Below are 18113 nucleotides of genomic sequence, written 5' to 3'. Positions count from 1 at the left end.
TTGGCGCCGGAGCGAATGGCCGGCGCCTTGCAGCGCCCCGGCGCTGCTTAGAACTGCACCTGCGCGCGCAGTTCCATCACGTGCGGGGTCTCATGCACGCCGTTGCGCGAGGAATCCACCCAGCTGTAGTTGGCCTGGAACTTGAAGTGGCTGGTGAGGTACCAGTTGGCGCCGATGGTGGTGTCGTGCTGGCGGCCGCCGTGCACGTTGTTGTCTTCCAGGTTCAGGCGGCTGTAGCGGGCGGTCAGCTCCACCGCGCCGTAGTCGTGCGCCGGCTTGAGGTTGCCCGGCACGCCGCCGGCATAGCTGCGCGACTCGCCGGTCAGCGACCAGGTGCCGTACACGTACTGGCCCTGCGCGATGAAGTGCGGCTGGCCGGCATTACGCGCCACTTCGGCACGCAGCGCTTCGCTCTGCAGCGAGAACGGGCCATGGATCCACACCGCTTCCACGCCGCTGCGGATCACGTGGTCCACATCCAGGATGGTGCCGGTGTCGATCAAACGCACGTCGGTCAGGCCGGCTTCCGGGCGGGCACGCAGACGCACGCGCGGGCTGAACGACACGCCGCGGCCGTCGCTGAAGCCACGCGGGTTCTCGATCGAGCCGGCGATGCCCAGGTGCAGCACGTCGCCTTCGGCCTTGACCGGGGTCCACGCCGCATGCACGGCCTGGGTGGTGCCCGGGTTGTCGCCCTGCAGGTCCTTGCCGCCGTAAGCGCCGGCCTGCAGCAGGTACTGCTGACGCTCCAGCGTCCATTCCACGCCGGTCCGGCGGCCCTGGAACACCGCCTGCACCGGCAGGCCCAGTTCCATGAAGCTACCCGCACGCGAGCTCTGCACCGCTTCCAGGCCCACCGGCACCTTCATGTAGCCCAGGCGCACGCGGCCATAGTCCTGGCCCAGCAGCGCCTTGGTCTCGAAGCGGTAGAACACGTCCAGCCACAGCTTGGCCTCGAAGTCGAAGTACACCATGGCGTCGTAGACGCCCTTCTTCTTGATGGTGGCGCCGAATTCCTTGCGACGGAAGTCGGTGCGGTCTTCCAGGCGATCGTCGCCGGAGAAGTTGTTGTCGTCGTAGGCGTAGTTGCCGGTCAGACCCAGCTCGGTGCCATCACCGAAGGTGTATTTGGTCGGCCAGTTTTCGATCGAGGTGGCTGCAGTGGCAGCGGCGGGGACGATGGCGAGAGCCAACGCCAGGACAAGCAGGTTGAGGCGCATAGGAATGGTCTTCGGCTAGGAAAGGGGCCGGGCGTCCTGCCATGGCGATCGCGGTGAACAGCTTCAGCAAGCGCGCAGGTTCCGGACGGCGACTGCACAGAAACATCGGTGTCTGCGTTAAACGCAATTAACGGCCTGCGGCGGCGCGGCTGAAGTGTAAGACCAGGGTCATCCGACGGACAGTGCTGCAGCTGGGTGCCCGCGGTGTCCACGCGCCCCCCGCCGGCGCGGCAGGTCGTGCAGAAAGTCCTTGTCTGGCACGGGGTTGCAACGCATGCCGCGCGGCACCGGGCAGGCGCCCGCGGCGCTGCGGCGCATCCGTAGTACCAATGGGTTATCGGCCCGGGCTGTGACGTGCGGCCAGAATGCCCGCACCGGGTGCCTGCTCAGGCACCCTCCAGTTCCCTCGGAGTGGTGCCATGCACATCAGCAAGCCTGCCGGCCCGTTGCCGGCGTCCGTGCCCTTCTACCGCCAGCTGTACTTCCAGGTCGTGGTGGCCATCGTCCTCGGCGCCCTGCTCGGCCATTTCGAACCGGCCTTCGCCGAAAGCCTCAAGCCGCTGGGCGACGCCTTCATCAAGCTGGTGAAGATGATCATCGCCCCGGTGATCTTCCTGACCATCGTCACCGGCATCGCCGGCATGACCCACCTCAAGACGGTGGGCCGGGTGTTCGCCAAGGCGATGACCTACTTCCTGTTCTTCTCCACGCTGGCGTTGATCGTGGGCATGATCGTGGCGCACGTGGTGCAGCCCGGCGCCGGCATGAACATCAACCCGGCCGAGCTGGATCAGAGCGCGGTCAACACCTACGTGCAGAAGTCGCACGAGCTGAGCCTGGTCGGCTTTTTGATGGACATCATCCCGGCCACGCTGATCAGCGCCTTCGTCGATGGCAACATCCTGCAGGTGCTGTTCGTGGCGGTGTTGTTCGGCATTGCGCTGGCCCTGGTGGGCGAGCGCGGCCGTCCGGTGCTGAGCTTCCTGGAAGCGCTGACCGCCCCGGTGTTCCGCCTGGTGCACATCCTGATGAAGGCCGCCCCCATCGGCGCGTTCGGGGCGATCGCCTTCACCATCGGCAAGTATGGCGTGGAATCGCTGGTCAACCTGGCCTGGCTGGTGGGTTCGTTTTACCTGACCTCGCTGTTCTTCGTGCTGGTGATCCTGGGCGTTGTCTGCCGTCTGTGCGGCTTTTCGGTGCTCAAGCTGATCCGCTACCTCAAGGCCGAGCTGCTGCTGGTGCTGGGCACCTCGTCCTCGGAGTCGGCGCTGCCCTCGCTGATGGAAAAGATGGAAAAGGCCGGCTGCGAGAAGTCGGTGGTGGGCCTGGTGGTGCCGACCGGCTACTCGTTCAATCTGGATGGCACCAACATCTACATGACCCTGGCGGCGCTGTTCATCGCCCAGGCCACTAACGTGGACCTGACCCTGGGGCAGCAGATCACCCTGCTGGCGGTGGCGATGCTCAGTTCCAAGGGCGCGGCCGGCGTGACCGGCGCCGGCTTCATCACCCTGGCCGCCACGCTGTCGGTGGTGCCGGACGTGCCGGTGGCCGGCATGGCACTGATCCTGGGCGTGGACCGCTTCATGAGCGAGTGCCGCTCGCTGACCAACTTCATCGGCAATGCAGTGGCCACCGTGGTGGTGTCGCGCTGGGAAAATGCGCTGAACCGCGACCAGCTCAAGCTGGTGCTGGACGGCGGCTCGCCGCCGCTGCAGGCCCCGGTGGGCTCGACCGACGTCGTCGCCCCGATCAGCGCGCGCTGATGCTTCCTACGGCCCTGTTCTCCGTCGGCATGTCCGGCGGGGTACAGGGCCGTTTTACATTGATTTAGCCGCTCTGCGCTGCAACCCGGCTACGCCGAACGCCGCGCTGCAGCATGAATCTCCCTGCCGCGCTGACAGCTGCGCGACAGGCCCTTGTTCAGGCAGGGGGGTAGAATTCAGCCCTCCTGCGCCTTCGAGACCCACACAGCCGATGTCCACCGACGACTTCAAACAGGCCGCCCTCGACTATCACCGCCAGCAGCCGGCCGGCAAGATCAAGGTCACCGCGACCAAGCCGATGCTGACCCAGCGCGATCTGTCGCTGGCGTATTCGCCGGGCGTGGCCTTCGCCTGCGAAGCGATCGTCGAAGAACCCACCCAGGCCAGCGAGCTCACCGCGCGCGGCAATCTGGTGGCGGTCATCACCAACGGCACCGCGGTGCTGGGCCTGGGCAACATCGGCCCGCTGGCGTCCAAGCCGGTGATGGAAGGCAAGGGCGTGCTGTTCCAGAAGTTCGCCGGCATCGACGTGTTCGATATCGAAATCAACGAGAACGACCCGGACAAGCTGGTGGACATCATCGCCAGCCTGGAGCCCACCTTCGGCGGCATCAACCTGGAAGACATCAAGGCGCCGGAGTGCTTCATCGTCGAGCGCAAGCTGCGCGAGCGCATGAACATCCCGGTGTTCCATGACGACCAGCACGGCACCGCGATCATCGTCGGCGCCGCCGTGCTCAACGCGCTGGTGGTCACCGGCAAGAAGATCGAAGAGGTCAAGCTGGCCACCACCGGCATGGGCGCGGCCGGCATTTCCTGCGTGAACATGCTGGTCTCGCTGGGCCTGAAGCCGGAGAACATCCTGGCGCTGGACCGCGACGGCGTGATCCACACCGGCCGTACCGACCTGGACCCGGACAAGCAGCGCTACGCGCGCGACACCGACAAACGCACCCTGGCCGAAATCGTCGAAGGCGCGGACATCTTCCTGGGCCTGTCGGCGGCCGGCATCCTCAAGCCGGAAATGGTCGCCAGCATGGCGCGCCAACCGGTGATCTTCGCGCTGGCCAACCCCAACCCGGAGATCACCCCGGAGGCGGCCAAGGCGGTGCGCCCGGACTGCATCATCGGCACCGGCCGCTCGGACTACCCGAACCAGATCAACAACGTGCTGTGCTTCCCGTACCTGTTCCGCGGTGCGCTGGACGTGGGCGCCACCGGCATCAACGAGGAAATGAAGATCGCCTGCGTCAAGGCGATCGCGGCGATGGCGCGGCGCGAGGCCTCCGACCTGGGCGCAGCCTACGGCGGCGAGACCCCAAGCTTCGGCCCGGAATACCTGATTCCGCGTCCGCTGGACCCGCGCCTGCTGGTGGAGCTGTCGTCTGCCGTGGCGCAGGCGGCGATGGACTCGGGCATTGCCACGCGCCCGATCACCGACATGGAGGCCTACCGCGACAAGCTCGGTCAGTTCGTCTACCGCACCAGCCTGATGATGAAGCCGGTCTACGACCGCGCCCGCGCCGACAAGCAGCGCGTGGTGTATGCCGAAGGCGAAGAAGAAGTGGTGCTGCGCGCGGTGCAGAACGTGGTCGACGAAGGCCTGGCGTTCCCGATCCTGATCGGCCGCCCGGACGTCATCGAAGCGCGCATCCAACGCATGGGCCTGCGCCTGACCGCCGGTGTGGACTTCGAGATCACCAACATCCTCGACGACCCCCGCTTCAACGAATACTGGCAGTACTACCACGCGCTCACCGAGCGTCGCGGCGTGACCGTCACCGCCGCCAAGGAGTTGATGCGCTCGCGTCCGACCCTGATTGCCGCGGTAATGGTGGCACGCGGCGAAGCCGACGCGATGCTGTCCGGCGTGGTTGGCCGTTTCCACAAGAAGCTGGGTTATGCACGCAGCGTGATCCCGCTGGAACCGCGCGTGAGCTCCACCTCGGCGATGACCGGCGTGATCAACCAGCTGGGCGTGTTCTTCTTCCTGGACACGCATGTGCAGGAAGACCCGACCGTGGAGCAAGTGGTCGAAGCGACGCTGCAGGCGGCGTATCGTCTCAAATTGTTCGGTATCGAGCCCAATATCGCGCTGCTGTCGCATTCCAACTTCGGTAGCCACGACTCGCGCGACGCACTGAAGATGCGCCAGGTGCGCGAAGCGCTGCTCAAGCGCAAGCCCGAGCTCAACATCGACGGCGAAATGCAGGGCGACACCGCCTGGGACGAAGCGCTGCGCAAGCAGATCATGCCCAACAGCACGCTGAAGGGCCGCGCCAACCTGTTCGTGCTGCCGAACCTGGAAGCGGCCAACATCGCCTACAACCTGGTGCGCGTGTTCACCGACGGCGTGGCGATCGGCCCGATCCTGATGGGCATCTCCAAGCCGGTGCACATCCTCACCACCAGCGCCACCTCGCGCCGGGTGATGAACATGACCGCGATCGCCGCCGTGGATGCGCAGATCCGCAGGCAGCGCGACGCGGAAAAGGCGGCAACCGAGAAAGGCAACGACTGAGTCAAAGACTTGGTTGACCGAGCGTTGCTTGAGTTGAAGCGACAAGCGCTCGGTCGACAAGACAACGGCCAACAAGTCTCGCGCACGACATGGTGTTGCAGGGCGCCCAACAACTCAGTGCCCAGCCCGCAGCAACGACTCAAAAGCCCCTCTCCCCGCGGGAGAGGGGTTGGGGTGAGGGCAAGGCCTACCCTTGGTATCGACTCAGCGTCGACCACCCAAAGCGATGGAGAGCGACACAGGCGCCAGGCGTCGTGCATCGTCGTCATCCCAACCGATCACGTTCAAGACCTCAGGCCTCAGCGCCCATCCGGCACTGCACCCAGTAACTCGATTTCCGCCACCTGCGCACGCGCGGGCGCCGTCCAACGCAGCCGATACTCCGCATACGAACCCGGCGTCGCGATCCGGAACGGACGCGTTTGCAGCGGCCATTGAAAACGCTCCTCGCGGCGCGCATCGACGACGCGCCACGTGCCTTCTGCTGTGCGTGCTTCCAGCGTCCAGCCGGCCGACGCAATCGCGGCGTTGCCGCTGCTCAAGGTGTAAAGCGTGGCCTCACCGCGATCAAGACCGCTCAACGTCAGTACCGTGGCCGGCGACACCGCGCTCGCGCTGCCGGCATCATCGTCATGCAATGCCGCCAGCACGCGGCCATCGGCCGACGTCACGCGTGCGTTGGCGCCCAGCAGGTCATGCAACGGAGCAGGGCGGTGCCCGGCTGGCGTCAGCGACGGTGGCGCAGCCTCCGGCTCGCTCCCCCAGCGTGAAGGCGCCGGTCCCATCTCGAAGTCCAGCCTCGCACCGTCGGCAATGGCCGAATGCGGCAACCAGGTCTTGCGCCAGGGTTTGCCGTTGACCTTTAGCGATTGCACATACACGTTCTGCGGCGAATTCTGCGGTGCATTGACGACCAGTGTCCCGCCATTGGGCAACCGCACGCTGGCATGCTTGAACAGCGGCGAGCCGATCACGTATTCCGGCGCGCCCATGCGCAGCGGATACAGCCCCAGCGATGCGAACAGGTACCACGCCGACATTTCGCCGTTGTCTTCGTCGCCCGCATAGCCCTGGCCGATCTCGCTGCCCAGGTACAGGCGCGCCAGGATCTCACGCGTCAGCTGCTGTGTTTTCCACGGTTGCCCGGCATACAGGTACATCCACGGGATGTGGTGCGCCGGCTGGTTGCTGTGCGCATACATGCCCATGCGCACGTCGCGTGCCTCGGTCATTTCGTGGATGACGCCACCGTAGGACCCGGAAAACGCGGCTTCGCCGGTTTCGGGCGTGGCAAAGAAGCGGTCCAGCTTTGCCGCCAGGGCATCACGGCCACCGTAGAGCGCGGCCAGTCCCTGGCCATCGTGCGGTGCGGTGAACGCAAAGGTCCAGCCGCTGGATTCGGTGTAATCATGGCCCCACACGCGCGGGTCGTAGTGCGCGGCATCCACCCGCCACTCACCATCTGCCGTGCGGCCCTGGAAGAAACCCACGGAGGGGTCGAACAGGGCCGCATAGCCGGCCGCGCGATGACGGAAGTACACCGCTTCGGTTGCGTAGCGCTCACGCTCGTGTGCGGTGGTTGCCTGCCTGGACAAGGCATCGGCCATGTTGGCGATACCGAAGTCGTTGAGCGCGCCTTCCATCGACCACGACATGCCTTCGTGCGTGTCGGTGTCGGCATAGCCGCGGAAGGTCGAGCGCGCCATGCCCTTGCGGCCCACATGCCGATCCGGCGGCACCACGGTGGCGTTCTTCAGCGCCGCAGCGTACGCCTCGGCCGGGTCGAAGCCGCGCACGCCCTTGAGCCAGGCATCGGCAAACGCCACGTCCGAGCTGGTGCCCACCATCAGGTCGGCGTAGCCGGGCGAAGACCAGCGCGCAATCCATCCCCCGGCGCGCGCCTGCTCGATGAACCCCTGTACCAATGTTCCGGCCTGGTCGGGTGCAAACAGCGCATACGCCGGCCATGCGGTGCGAAAGGTATCCCACAGCCCGTTGTTGACGTAGACCCGGCCATCGCGGATCGGCGCAAAGCTGCGCACCGCGCTGCCATCGATGTTGTCGTCCGACCAACTGTTCTGGCTGGCGTAGCGCCAATCGGGCGCGTCGGCGCTGCCGACGTTTTCGTGTGCCGAGTTCGGGTACAGGTGCAGCCGATACAGGTTGGAATACAGCGTGGTGGCCTGATCGTCCGTCGCATCGGCAACCTCGAAACGGCCGAGCAACGCATCCCAGGCATCGCGCGCACGCGCGGCGACCTGCTCGATACTGGCCTGCGGAGCGATTTCCAGCGCCAGGTTGTGCCTGGCCTGGTCGAGCGATATCAGCGAGGTGGCGATGCGCATCTGCACCTGCCGCGCGCTGCCGGCATCGAACTTGATCCAACCGGTGGGCCGGCCGGTGTCGATGCGGCCGCTGCCCTTCCACGGGCGATCGAAGGTGGCATACACATACATGCGCGTCGCCCCGGTGGACAGCCCGCTGCGCACATCGGTGTAACCAGCCAGCGTCTGGGTAGCCGCATCCAGGCGCAACCCGCCGCGTGCATCCACGTTGTCGAACAGCAGATTGGCATCGCCTCGCGCCGGGAAGCGAAAGCGGAACAGCGCCGCATGATCGGTCGGTGCGATCTCGGCATGCAGGCCGTTATCGAACTGCACCGCATAGCGGTACGGGCGCGCTACCTCGTTGGCATGCGAGAACGCCAGCGCGCGTTTGCCGCGATCGGCCTCCGGCACCCCGGCAGTGAGCGAAGGCATGACCTGGAAGGTCTGCCGGTCACCCATCCAGGGGCTGGGTTGATGGCTGAGCGACAGCGCCTGCAGGCGCGGCCGGTTGTCCGCATCGTTGTGTTCGTTCCACCGGTACAGCCAGGTCAGCGTCCCGGCATCGGTCACCGGTGTCCAGAAGTTGAAGCCATGCGGCACCGCCGTCGCCGGGAAGTTGTTGCCACGCGAAAACGTGCCGTTGGAGTGCGTGCCACGTGTGGTCAGCACCCGATCCGATGGCCGCGCGGGCGCGATCACGGGCACATCGGCAATGGCCACGTCGTCGATCCAGCCGGCAGCGGTTGCGCCAGCAGGTGGTGCGAGATCCAGCTCGATCGCACGCACACGGCGCCCGCGCAAACCAGCCACCTCGCCGAGCCGCACCTGCTTGCGTGCCCACTGCTGGGGGTACAGCGTCTTCGACAGCCCCTGCGCACGCGCTCCCACGGCCACGCCATGCTGGTCACGCGCCAGGGTGTCGGACAACCGCGTGCCGTCGTCCAACACCAGATCCAGCGACACATACGTCGATGCCACATGATCGCTGCCGACGCTTTCCGGCAGCACCATCCACGACAGCGTGGTCTGCGCATCGATTGCAAGATCGGTGGCAAACAACACACGTCGGCCGCCGGCACCGCTGCTGTCGTAGCGCAACGCGCGTGCGCCGCTGTACCCGGCACCTGGCCTGGCCGCAGAGGGCGCGGCAGGACCATTGCCGAGCGCAATCTGCACCCCGCCAGCACTTGCCGCGGCGGGCACGGGCTGGCCCTGCTCGAACGAGCTTGCAAAGCCGGTGGCGGCCCCTGCAGGCAGCGAGGCGACGGCCAGCGCCGCAACCAACGGCAAGTGCCGCACAACGACAGACAGACTCACGTGCTGATTTCTCCTGGGGGCGTCCGAGGGCGCGCAGTGTTGCGCGGAGCCGCAGCGCCGAGTTGCAGCGCTCGGACCTGCGCGTGGCGATCCAACCAGGTCCTGCCGGCGTGGTCGCCGCAGCGCCGGTGCTGGCCGATCGTGGACAAAACACGCAAGGCACGCAAGCGAGCTGTGCACTGCCTGGCCCGGCGCGCGGCGCGCGTGTGGAGGAGGCACCGCGGGCAGATCCGATCGGGGCTGCGCAGGTGTCACCGTGTGTCTTGACCGGCGTCTGGCACTCAGTGGCTTGCGACGCGGAAGCTGCCACGCCGCTGATCGACTCGGCTGACCATCTCGCAGCGCAAGGAGGAGGGCATGATGCGCATGGCAGGCAAGGCCGCGTAGTCACCAGCCATGGCGTTGCGTCACTGCAGAAGGCAGTACGCACATCAAGCGACGTCGTGCTGCAGATCATCGATGCGCGTCAATCGACATCATCCATGCATGGCCCATGCCGCTTCAGGCGCCCAGGCACCGCGTCTGCCCGCGGCAACACGCCGTCTCCACCCCAGGCCTGCCGCGGGCCGTCGAGCACACCGCATGCCGGTAGGGCACAGCGTCGGCAACCGCGCCACCCTGCGGGTGCGGGCAGGCTGCTAGAATCCGCGCTCTGTCTTCGTTTCCCGACTGCACCGCCATGAGCCAGACCGCCACCGCGCCCGCCAATGCCGAAACGCGCTACACCGTGCAACGGGCAGACCTGCCGCTGAGCTGCCCGACGCCGCAGATGGCGCTGTGGAACTCGCATCCGCGCGTGTACCTGCCGATCGAAGACGAACCCAACGGCGAAGCCAAGTGCCCGTACTGCGGCGCGTTGTTCGTGCTCGCCGACTGATCCTGGCCGGATGCACCGCCTGACCGTGGTGCAATTGCTGCCGGCGCTGCAGTCCGGCGGCGTCGAGCGCTCCACCCTGGAAATTGCCGCGGCGCTGGTGCGTGCCGGGCATCGTGCGGTGGTGGTATCGGCCGGCGGGCGCCTGGTGCAGCCGTTGCTGGATGCCGGTGGCGAGCATCTCACCCTGGATATCGGCCGCAAGTCGTTGCTGACCCTGCGGCATGTGGTCGGCCTGCGCCGGTTGTTTGCCGAGCTCGGTGCCGACATCGTCCATGCGCGGTCGCGCCTGCCGGCCTGGCTGGGCTGGTACGCGTTGCGCGGAATGCCGGCCGCGACCCGGCCACGCTTTGTCACCACCGTGCACGGGCTCAATTCGCCCAGCCGCTACAGCGCGGTCATGACCTATGGCGAGCGGGTCATCTGCGTCTCGCAGACCGTGAGTGACTACGTCCGCGCGCATTACCCGCAGACCGACCCGGCGCGCGTGCGCATCATCCCGCGCGGTGTGGATATCGCGCAGTTTCCGCGCCGCCTCGGGGCCGACCGGCGCGCGCGCGCCTGGGCGCAGACACTGCTGCCCGGCCTGCCGGCCGACGCATCGTTGCTGCTGCTGCCCGGGCGCGGCACCCGTCTGAAGGGCCATGCCGACGGCCTGCAACTGCTGGCCGCGCTGCGCGCGTCCGGCGTGCCGGCCTGGCTATGGCTGCCGGGCGCGCGCGAGCCCGGGCGCGAAGCCTATGTACGCGAACTGGAAGCCGAGGCCGCGCGCCTGGGTGTGGCCGCGGCGGTCGCCTTCACCGAGCCCACCGCACGCATTGCCGAGGCCTACGCCGCCAGCGATCTGGTGTTGCAGCTCTCGCGCAAGCCCGAGGCCTTCGGCCGCACTGTCGTCGAAGCGTTGGCGGTGGGCCGCCCGGTCCTGGGGTGGGCGCATGGCGGCGTTGACGAATTGCTCGCCGAGCTGCAGCCTGCCGGCGCGGTGCCGGCCTTTGATACCGCCGCGCTGCACGCGCGGGCGCTCGGGCTCCTGCAGCGCCCGCCCGCGCCGCCGGCGGTGCTTCCCTATACGTTGCAGGCCATGCAATCGGCCACCTTGAAGGTCTATGACGAACTCCGCCGCTGAGCCCATCGCGCAAGCGCCTGTCTTGACGCCCGACGTCGGGCGCTGGGCGCCGCTGTGGGTGATCCTGTTCGTCGCCCTGTGGCCCACGCCCGGGCTGGCCGAAACGGTGCTGTCGCTGGGCGCGTTGTTCGCGGCCTACCGCCTGGCGCATGCCCGCTTCCGTGGCGGCACCGGCCTGCTCAGCGGCGCCGCCTGGGCGCTGACCAGCGTGCTCTTCTTTGCCTACTGGCTGCCGCAGATGCTGTCGGCGCTGGATGCGGTGGATGCCGGGCGGGCGCTGCGCAAGTCGGCCACCGACCTGCGCTATCTGCCTTTCATGTGGCTGTGCGCGATTGCGGTGGCCAATGCACAGCGCCGCCGCCGGACCTTCACCGGCCTGGCGGTGATCGGCGCGGTATGGACGCTGGATGCGTTGTTGCAGGCTGCCTTCGGCATCAGCCCGTTGTTCTTCGCGCTGGATGAACTCAAGCAGCTGATCAGCGGTCACGGACTGTGCACGCCGCAGGAGCTGGCGCTGGTGGACCGCCTCAGCGGCGTGCTGGGGCCGTGCAATCTCAAGTTCGGGCAGACCCTGGCCAGCCTGTCGCCGTTTCTGTTGCTGGCGCTGGGGCGGCGCAATCGCTGGGCCTGGGCGGGCGCGGCGGCAGCCGTCGGCGTGGTGCTGGTGCTGGCGGGTTCGCGCGCGTCGTGGATCACCTACGGCGTGATCGTGCTGCTCTCGGGCTGGCAATTGCTGGGCGGCCGCCGTCTGGTGGTGGTGGCCGTGGCCGGTGTGCTGCTGGGCGGGGCCGTGGTGGCGGTGGCACCGCAGGCACGCGAGCGGCTGCAGCGCACGGCACTGGCATTCGGCAACGGCGAGCAGGGCGTGGACCACGCGTTGTCCGGGCGCGGCCAGATCTGGGGCGCCGCGCTGTGCATGATTCGCGAGCATCCCTTCAACGGCGTCGGCGCGCGCGGGTTCAGGCAGGCGTATCCGGCCTGCAATCCGGCGCCGTCGCAGCCACCGGCCTGGGGCGATGGCCCGGCCTTCCATGCGCACCAGATCGTGCTGGAAATCCTGGCCGAAACCGGGGTGATCGGCCTGCTGCTGTGGCTGGCCGGGGCGGCGCAGGCGTGGCGTGCGTGGCGCTATTCCAGTGTGGGCGCGCGTGAGCAGGCCCGGCCGGCGATGATTGCGCTGGTGGCCACCGTGTTCCCGCTCAATACCCACCTGGCGTTCTATTCCAGCTTCTGGGGCGGGCTGAGCCTGATGCTGGCGGGCCTGTATGCGGGTGCGCTGCTCAACGACAACGCGGAGCAGGCACCGCCGCGCTAGCGACGCCGGCCGATCGATCACCTGCACCTGCACCTGCAGCACGCTACAGGGCCGCGGGCGTCACTGGTAGAACGCGCTGCGGCCGCCCGGTTGGCGCTTGAAGCGGCGATGGATCCACAGGTATTGGTCCGGCGCCTCGCGCACCATGTCCTCGATCGCCGCATTGACCTGCGTGGTATCGGCGATCACGTCCTCGGACGGGATGCCTGCCAGCGGCGGTGCGATCTTGAGGAGGTAGCGGCCGCCTTCGCGGCGATGGAAGTAGGGCACCACTGCGCAACCGGTCAGCCGCGCCAGCTGATGGGTGGCAGTGATGGTGGAGGCCGGGTGCCCGAAAAACGGCACGAACACGGTGTCCTTGCCGCGCATGTCCTGGTCCGGCGCGTACCACAGAAAACCGCCGCGCTTGAGATGCTTGATGGTGGCGCGCAGGTCCTCGTTGGCGAACATGTGCGTGGCATAGCGCAACCGCCCGCGCTTGACCGCCCATTCGAACACCGGATTGCGGTGCCTGCGGTACATGCCGGCCAGCGGCACGTGGTCGCACAACAGGCGCCCGCACATCTCAAGCGTCATGAAATGCCCGGACACCAGCAGCACGCCACGCTTCTGCTCCTGCAGCCGCTGCAGATGTTCCAGGCCTTCGATCTGCACCCCCGGGCGGATGGCGTCGATGCTGCCCCACCAGGCGCGCGCGAACTCGAACAGGCCCACGCCCAGCGCATCGAAGCTGTCGCGCAGCAGTCGTGCCCGCCAGGCATCGTCCTGCTCGGGGAAACACAGCTTGAGGTTGACCTCGGCAGCGCGTCGCCGCGTGCCCGCCGCGCGCATCGCGATCCAGCCCACGCCGCGGCCCAACGCGCGTTGCAGCGTCCAGGGCAGGCGCCCGGCCAGCACCATGACGGCCAGGCCCAGATACATGGGCCAGTGCCTGGGATTGCGCAGGGACGGGCGGACGGCGACGTTGGCGGGTTCTGACATGCGGCAATTCTAAGGGATCGTGCACATGCGCACCTGCGGACGCTCCCGTATCCTGCACGCATGCGGAAAGACCCGATCGAATGGCTGTTGCGCGGGCTGTACTCGGCGCTGCTCTACCTGTTGTTGCCGGTCACGGTGTACCACCTGGTGTGGCGAGGCTTTCGCGTGCGCGAGTATTTCAACCGCTGGAACGAGCGCTATGCCTCGTACACGCATGCCTGTGGCCGTCCACGGGTCTGGGTGCACGCGGTGTCGGTGGGCGAGGTCAACGCCGCTGCGCCACTGGTCAATGCCTTGCGTGCGCAGCGGCCGGACATCCGCTGGGTCATCACCACCATCACCCCCACCGGCTCCGAGCGCGTGCGCGCCGTGTGGGGCGATGCGGTCGATCATGTGTATCTGCCTTACGACGTGCCCGGTAGCGTGGGCCGGTTTCTGGAGCATTTCCGGCCACGGCTGGCGCTGATCCTGGAAACCGAGTTGTGGCCGAACATGCTGTTCGGCTGTCGCGACCGCAAGATTCCGTTGTACATCCTCAATGCGCGGCTCTCGGCGCGGTCGTTGCGCGGTTATCGCGTGCTGGCCCCGTTGATCAGCCGCGCGCTGCGCACGGTGACCTGCGTGGCGGCACAGTCGCAGGACGATGCGGAGCGTTTCATCACCCTTGGCGCGCGTCCGGACCAGGTGGTGGCATTGGGCAATCTCAAGTTCGATATCGCTGCGCCGGCGCAGTTGCAGGCGCTGGTCGCGCAGTTTCGCGCGCATGTGCCGGCCACCCGCCCGGTGTGGATTGCCGCCAGTACCCACGAAGGCGAAGAGGCAGCGGTGGCCGATATCCATGCGCGGCTTCTGCTGCAATGGCCCGACCTGTTGCTGCTGTGGGCGCCGCGCCATCCGGAACGCTTTCCCAAGGTCGAGGCGCTGGCGCGCGAACGTGGCTGGGCCGTGTCCACGCGCAAGACCCAGCAATGGCCACACGCGCGCGACAAGGTGTTTGTCATCGATACCTTGGGCGAGCTGATGAGTTTTTATGCCTGCGCGCAGGTGGCCTTCGTCGGCGGCAGCCTGCAGCCGATCGGCGGGCATAACCTGCTGGAGCCGGCGGCAGTCGGCACGCCCGCGGTTACCGGCCCGCATCTGCATAATTTTTCCGAAATCTCGCGGCGCATGCGCGAAGCCGATGCGGTGGCCATCTGCGAGGACGCCGAGTGCGTGTACAACGACCTTGCCCGCTTGTTGGGCGATCCTGCACAGCGTGACGCAATGGCCGCCGCTGGCCTGGCCTTGGTCGCCAATGGCAAGGGCGCCGTCGCGCGCACGCTGCTGCACATTGCGCCGGATCTGCCGCCGGTGGCGAACGACGGCGCTGCTGCGTGAGGCTTGTTGATCCGCATGTGGCTGCGTGCATGACATGCCGCGGTCCTGCCGCCGCCAGCTGCCAGATTGCAGCGTCGTTGCGTTCACCAGTGAGAGCGTGCAACGGTGACTGACGCGAGCCTGGCTTTATCCAACGCATCGCGTCGGGCGTCGTAACGACCGCTTTACCGTACTAACCGTACTTGCAGCAGTCGCCACGAAAAGCGCACATGCAATTGCCTGGCGCGTACAAAAAAGGCGGGCCTGGGCCCGCCTTTCGCGTTACCTGTGGTTCGTCTTACTGCAGCGAGCCACTGCCCTGCAGCCTGGACTCGGCATCCTGCGACAACAGACGGTTGACGTCCTGCAGATCGGTGATATCGAGCTTGCCGATGGCCTGGCCCAGCAACAGCCGGTTCTGCAGGAAGGTGTAGCGCGACTGTGCGTAGTTCAGCTGTGCCTGGAACAGCGTGCGCTGGTTCTGCACCACGTCCAGCACCGTACGGGTGCCGACTTCCAGACCGACCTGCGAGGCGTCATAGGCCGCCTGTGCGGAGACCACCGCCAGGCGGCGCGCTTCCACTTCGCTGATGCCGGCAACCACGGTTTGATAGGCATTGCGCGTATTGCGATCCAGCGCGCGCTTCTGCTGCTCGTAGGTGTCCTGCTGGATGTCACGACGTGACAGCGCCTGACGCACGGCCGACTGGGTTGCGCCGCCAGCGAAGATCGGGATCGACAAGGTCACGCCGATCGAATCGGTATCGATGTCGCGGCCGTTGGTGGTGAAGTTGCCAGCTGCCTGATCTACCGTTCCTTGGCCACCCCAACTGTTGCTGCGGCCGATATTGGCGCCGAGATTCAGGGTCGGGTAATGCCCGGCACGCGCGGCGTTGACCTGCGCTTCGGCCGCGCTGACCTGCAGTTGCTGTGCCTTCAATGCCGGGTTATCGGCAATGGCGGTGGATACCAGTTGATCGACATTGCTGTAGGCCGCCGGCACTTCCGGGCGGAAGTCTTCCGGCAGCGCACGTAAGCCCACCACCGGCTGGCCGGTGAGTTCGGTCAGCGCCTGGTAGTAATCCTTCAGCGTATTGCGTGCGTTGATGGTGTCCGCGCGCGCCTGGTCGTACTGGGCACGGGCTTCGTGCACGTCGGTGATCGGCGCCAGGCCAACCTCCAGACGCTTGTCCGCGTAGTCGAACTGCTTCTTGGCGGCTGCTTCGTTGGTCTCTGCTGCCGCGAGCGATTCGATGCCCACCAGCACCTGGAAGTACGCCGCCGACGTACGGGTGATCAAATCGTTGTTCGCCGACGCCAGCGTGAAATCGGCTGCCTTGGCGATTTCGCGCTGGGCGCGCAGGTTGGCGAACTGGGCCCAGTTGAAGATGGTCTGGCTGCCCTGGATCGCGTACTGCCGCTGCTTGGTCGTCGAACGACCGTCAACCCCTTCCAATTCGCGATGCGCCTGGGTGAATCCGGCAGTGCCGTCCAGCTGCGGCAACAATGCCGCGCGCGCCTGTACCTGGCCTTCCCGATTGACCAGGCGCGTGGACTCGGCCACGGCCAGCTGCGGATCGCCGTTGCGGGCCATTTCGTAGACCTGCAGCAGGTCGGTGGCGTGCGCAGCCATGGGAGACAGGGCGGCGGCCAGGGCCAGAACGAGGGATCGGCGAATCATCGGGGAAGCTTCCTTGGGAATCAGAATTGGAATCGGGGCGTGGGTGCGGCGCCCTGGAGATAGGCGAGGTCGGTTTCGAACAACGATTCGATGCGCGGGGCGTTGACATCGCCACGGACCAGGACCGCTTCCATCACCGGTTCGTGACCGCGCACGACAAACAGCCGGCCATTCGGGCGCAACCATTGCAGCCACTGGACGGGGAGGGTGTCGACTGCGCCGGTCACGCAGATGGCATCGAAACGGCGTTCGCTCTGCCAGCCGAACACATCGGCGGTGTCGATCCGGACATTGCTGCCCAGGCCGGTTGCGTCCAGATTGGCGCGCGCGGCGCTGGCCAGCGCGGGGTCGATTTCCAGGCTGACGACCTCGCGCGCGAGCGCCGCCAGGCAGGCGGTGGCAAAGCCGCTACCGGTGCCCACTTCCAGTACGTCTTCGCCCGGCTGCAGATCCAGCGCCTGCAACATGCGGCCTTCGACCACCGGCTTCATCATCTTGTGGCCGGCCGACAGCGGAATCTCCACATCGACATAGGCCAGGGTCTTGTAAGCCTCCGGCACGAAGGCCTCGCGCGGCATGCGCGCCAGCACGTCGAGCACGCGCAGGTCCAGCACGTCCCACGGCCGGATCTGCTGCTCGACCATCTTTTCGCGGGCCTGGGTGAAATCGATCGTCATGGTGCGGTTATCCAACGCGGTGGGGCGGACATTTTACCGGTGCGCGGGGCAACTGGCGCATCTAGCATCGCCGCGCATGGACCACCGGCGCAGTGCCGGAAGTCATCGCCACCAAAGGCCGGGGGCGGTCAGCGGGGTGCATAGGCCCTCAAAAAGAAGTCCACGCTGGATTCGATGTGTTCGTCCACCTGCGCACGGCTGGGCTGGCCGTGCAGGCCGCACATCATCAAGGCGTACAACTCGCCCTTGAGCAGGCAGAAGAACTGCGACGCCGCGCGGGCCAGGTCGGTGATCTCCAGCTGGCCATCGGCCACCCGTGCGGAGAGGAAATCCGCCAGCGCCTGTTGGGTCCGCTTGGGGCCGGCGTCCCAGAACATCTCGCGCACATGCACGTCGCCGGTGCCGGGCGCCATCATCATGCGGTGGGTGGAAATGGCCGAGTCGGTACTGACCATGGCAAAGAACGCATGCGCGATCTCGATCAACTGGTCGCGCAATGCACCCTCGGGGGCATGGTCGAACAGGTCGTCCGGCATCATGTGCTGGCATTGCGCGCGGATCGCCTCGGAAAACAGGCTCTCCTTGTCGCCAAAATGGCTGTAGACGGTCAGCTTGGAGACGCCGGCCTGTGCGGCGATCCCATCCATGCTGACCCCGGCATAGCCTTGCTCCATGAACATGGTGCGCGCAGCGCCCAGGATGGCGGCGCGTTTCCCAAGATCCTTGGGACGCCCAGGGCCGTTGCTCTTGGCCTTGGACTTGAGGGGGGGCGAGCTGGACATGCCGCCAATACTAGACCATCGGGTTCTATATTTATACTCGGTGGCCTGAATGCATCAGCGCGCGCGTCGCAAATCCACAGGTCTGCACCGCGTGGAAGCGGGCGGCAGATGCCCACGCCCCGCGCGCCCGTTGCCGCTGAAATAGTGATGGGCCATCACCGTCCCGGCCG

12 protein-coding genes are annotated in these 18113 nt (G+C 66.8%); 6 read left to right on the top strand and 6 right to left on the bottom strand.

All coding sequences use genetic code 11. The features are described 5' to 3' along the window. Nucleotides 1–47: 47 nt before the first annotated feature. Nucleotides 48–1220: an OprO/OprP family phosphate-selective porin gene (locus ACCQ12_RS16360; protein ID WP_047696965.1), complete on the bottom strand. Its 1173-nt coding sequence runs from the start codon at nt 1218–1220 to the stop codon at nt 48–50. Nucleotides 1221–1639: 419 nt separating this feature from the next. Here ACCQ12_RS16360 and ACCQ12_RS16355 point away from each other — a divergent pair, with 419 nt between their 5' ends. After that, nucleotides 1640–2986, top strand: coding sequence for a dicarboxylate/amino acid:cation symporter (locus ACCQ12_RS16355; RefSeq protein WP_047696964.1), 1347 nt, complete (start codon nt 1640–1642; stop codon nt 2984–2986). Between the two features lie 211 nt (nt 2987–3197). Further along, on the top strand, nt 3198–5507 hold the full coding sequence (locus tag ACCQ12_RS16350) for an NADP-dependent malic enzyme (RefSeq protein ID WP_039406270.1): 2310 nt from the start codon (nt 3198–3200) through the stop codon (nt 5505–5507). Nucleotides 5508–5806: 299 nt separating this feature from the next. Here ACCQ12_RS16350 and ACCQ12_RS16345 read toward each other — a convergent pair whose 3' ends face one another. Beyond that, the gene (locus ACCQ12_RS16345) at nt 5807–9151 is read right to left on the bottom strand and encodes a GH92 family glycosyl hydrolase (protein ID WP_372382254.1); all 3345 of its coding nucleotides are present in this window, start codon (nt 9149–9151) and stop codon (nt 5807–5809) included. 679 nt (nt 9152–9830) lie between these two features. Between ACCQ12_RS16345 and ACCQ12_RS16340 the strand changes: the two genes are divergently transcribed. Genes ACCQ12_RS16340 through ACCQ12_RS16330 form a run of 3 tightly spaced genes read left to right on the top strand, consistent with a single transcriptional unit; the run spans nt 9831 to nt 12466 of the window. After that, nucleotides 9831–10028, top strand: coding sequence for a zinc-finger domain-containing protein (locus ACCQ12_RS16340; RefSeq protein WP_039406274.1), 198 nt, complete (start codon nt 9831–9833; stop codon nt 10026–10028). A 10-nt stretch (nt 10029–10038) separates the two neighbouring features. Next, nucleotides 10039–11151 carry a glycosyltransferase gene (locus ACCQ12_RS16335; RefSeq protein WP_372382253.1) on the top strand — a complete coding sequence of 371 codons (1113 nt, stop codon included), beginning with the start codon at nt 10039–10041 and terminating at the stop codon, nt 11149–11151. Next, entirely contained in the window at nt 11132–12466 is a 1335-nt protein-coding gene (locus ACCQ12_RS16330; protein ID WP_372382252.1) for an O-antigen ligase family protein, read from the top strand. The genes ACCQ12_RS16335 and ACCQ12_RS16330 overlap by 20 nt, the downstream gene beginning before the upstream one ends. Nucleotides 12467–12526: 60 nt before the next feature. Here the strand turns inward: ACCQ12_RS16330 and ACCQ12_RS16325 are convergent, their stop codons facing one another. Then, a complete protein-coding gene (locus ACCQ12_RS16325; protein WP_166744304.1) occupies nt 12527–13447 on the bottom strand; it encodes an LpxL/LpxP family Kdo(2)-lipid IV(A) lauroyl/palmitoleoyl acyltransferase in 921 nt (306 codons plus the stop codon). Nucleotides 13448–13507: 60 nt separating this feature from the next. Between ACCQ12_RS16325 and waaA the strand changes: the two genes are divergently transcribed. After that, a complete protein-coding gene (gene waaA / locus ACCQ12_RS16320; protein WP_372382251.1) occupies nt 13508–14824 on the top strand; it encodes a lipid IV(A) 3-deoxy-D-manno-octulosonic acid transferase in 1317 nt (438 codons plus the stop codon). Nucleotides 14825–15101: 277 nt separating this feature from the next. Here the strand turns inward: waaA and ACCQ12_RS16315 are convergent, their stop codons facing one another. The 3 genes from ACCQ12_RS16315 to ACCQ12_RS16305 form a co-directional block, all read right to left on the bottom strand. Next, nucleotides 15102–16484 (bottom strand): TolC family outer membrane protein, encoded by a 1383-nt coding sequence (locus ACCQ12_RS16315; protein WP_039406284.1) that lies wholly within the window; start codon nt 16482–16484, stop codon nt 15102–15104. Nucleotides 16485–16504: 20 nt separating this feature from the next. Continuing rightward, entirely contained in the window at nt 16505–17161 is a 657-nt protein-coding gene (locus ACCQ12_RS16310; RefSeq protein WP_047696996.1) for a protein-L-isoaspartate O-methyltransferase family protein, read from the bottom strand. A 128-nt stretch (nt 17162–17289) separates the two neighbouring features. After that, a complete protein-coding gene (locus ACCQ12_RS16305; protein WP_372382250.1) occupies nt 17290–17943 on the bottom strand; it encodes a TetR/AcrR family transcriptional regulator in 654 nt (217 codons plus the stop codon). Between the last annotated feature and the right edge of the window lie 170 nt (nt 17944–18113).

The sequence above is a fragment of the Xanthomonas sp. NCPPB 1068 genome, assembly GCF_041479385.2.
Classification (GTDB): Bacteria; Pseudomonadota; Gammaproteobacteria; order Xanthomonadales; family Xanthomonadaceae; genus Xanthomonas; species Xanthomonas cannabis.
This window is presented reverse-complemented; position numbering and strand designations above follow the sequence as displayed.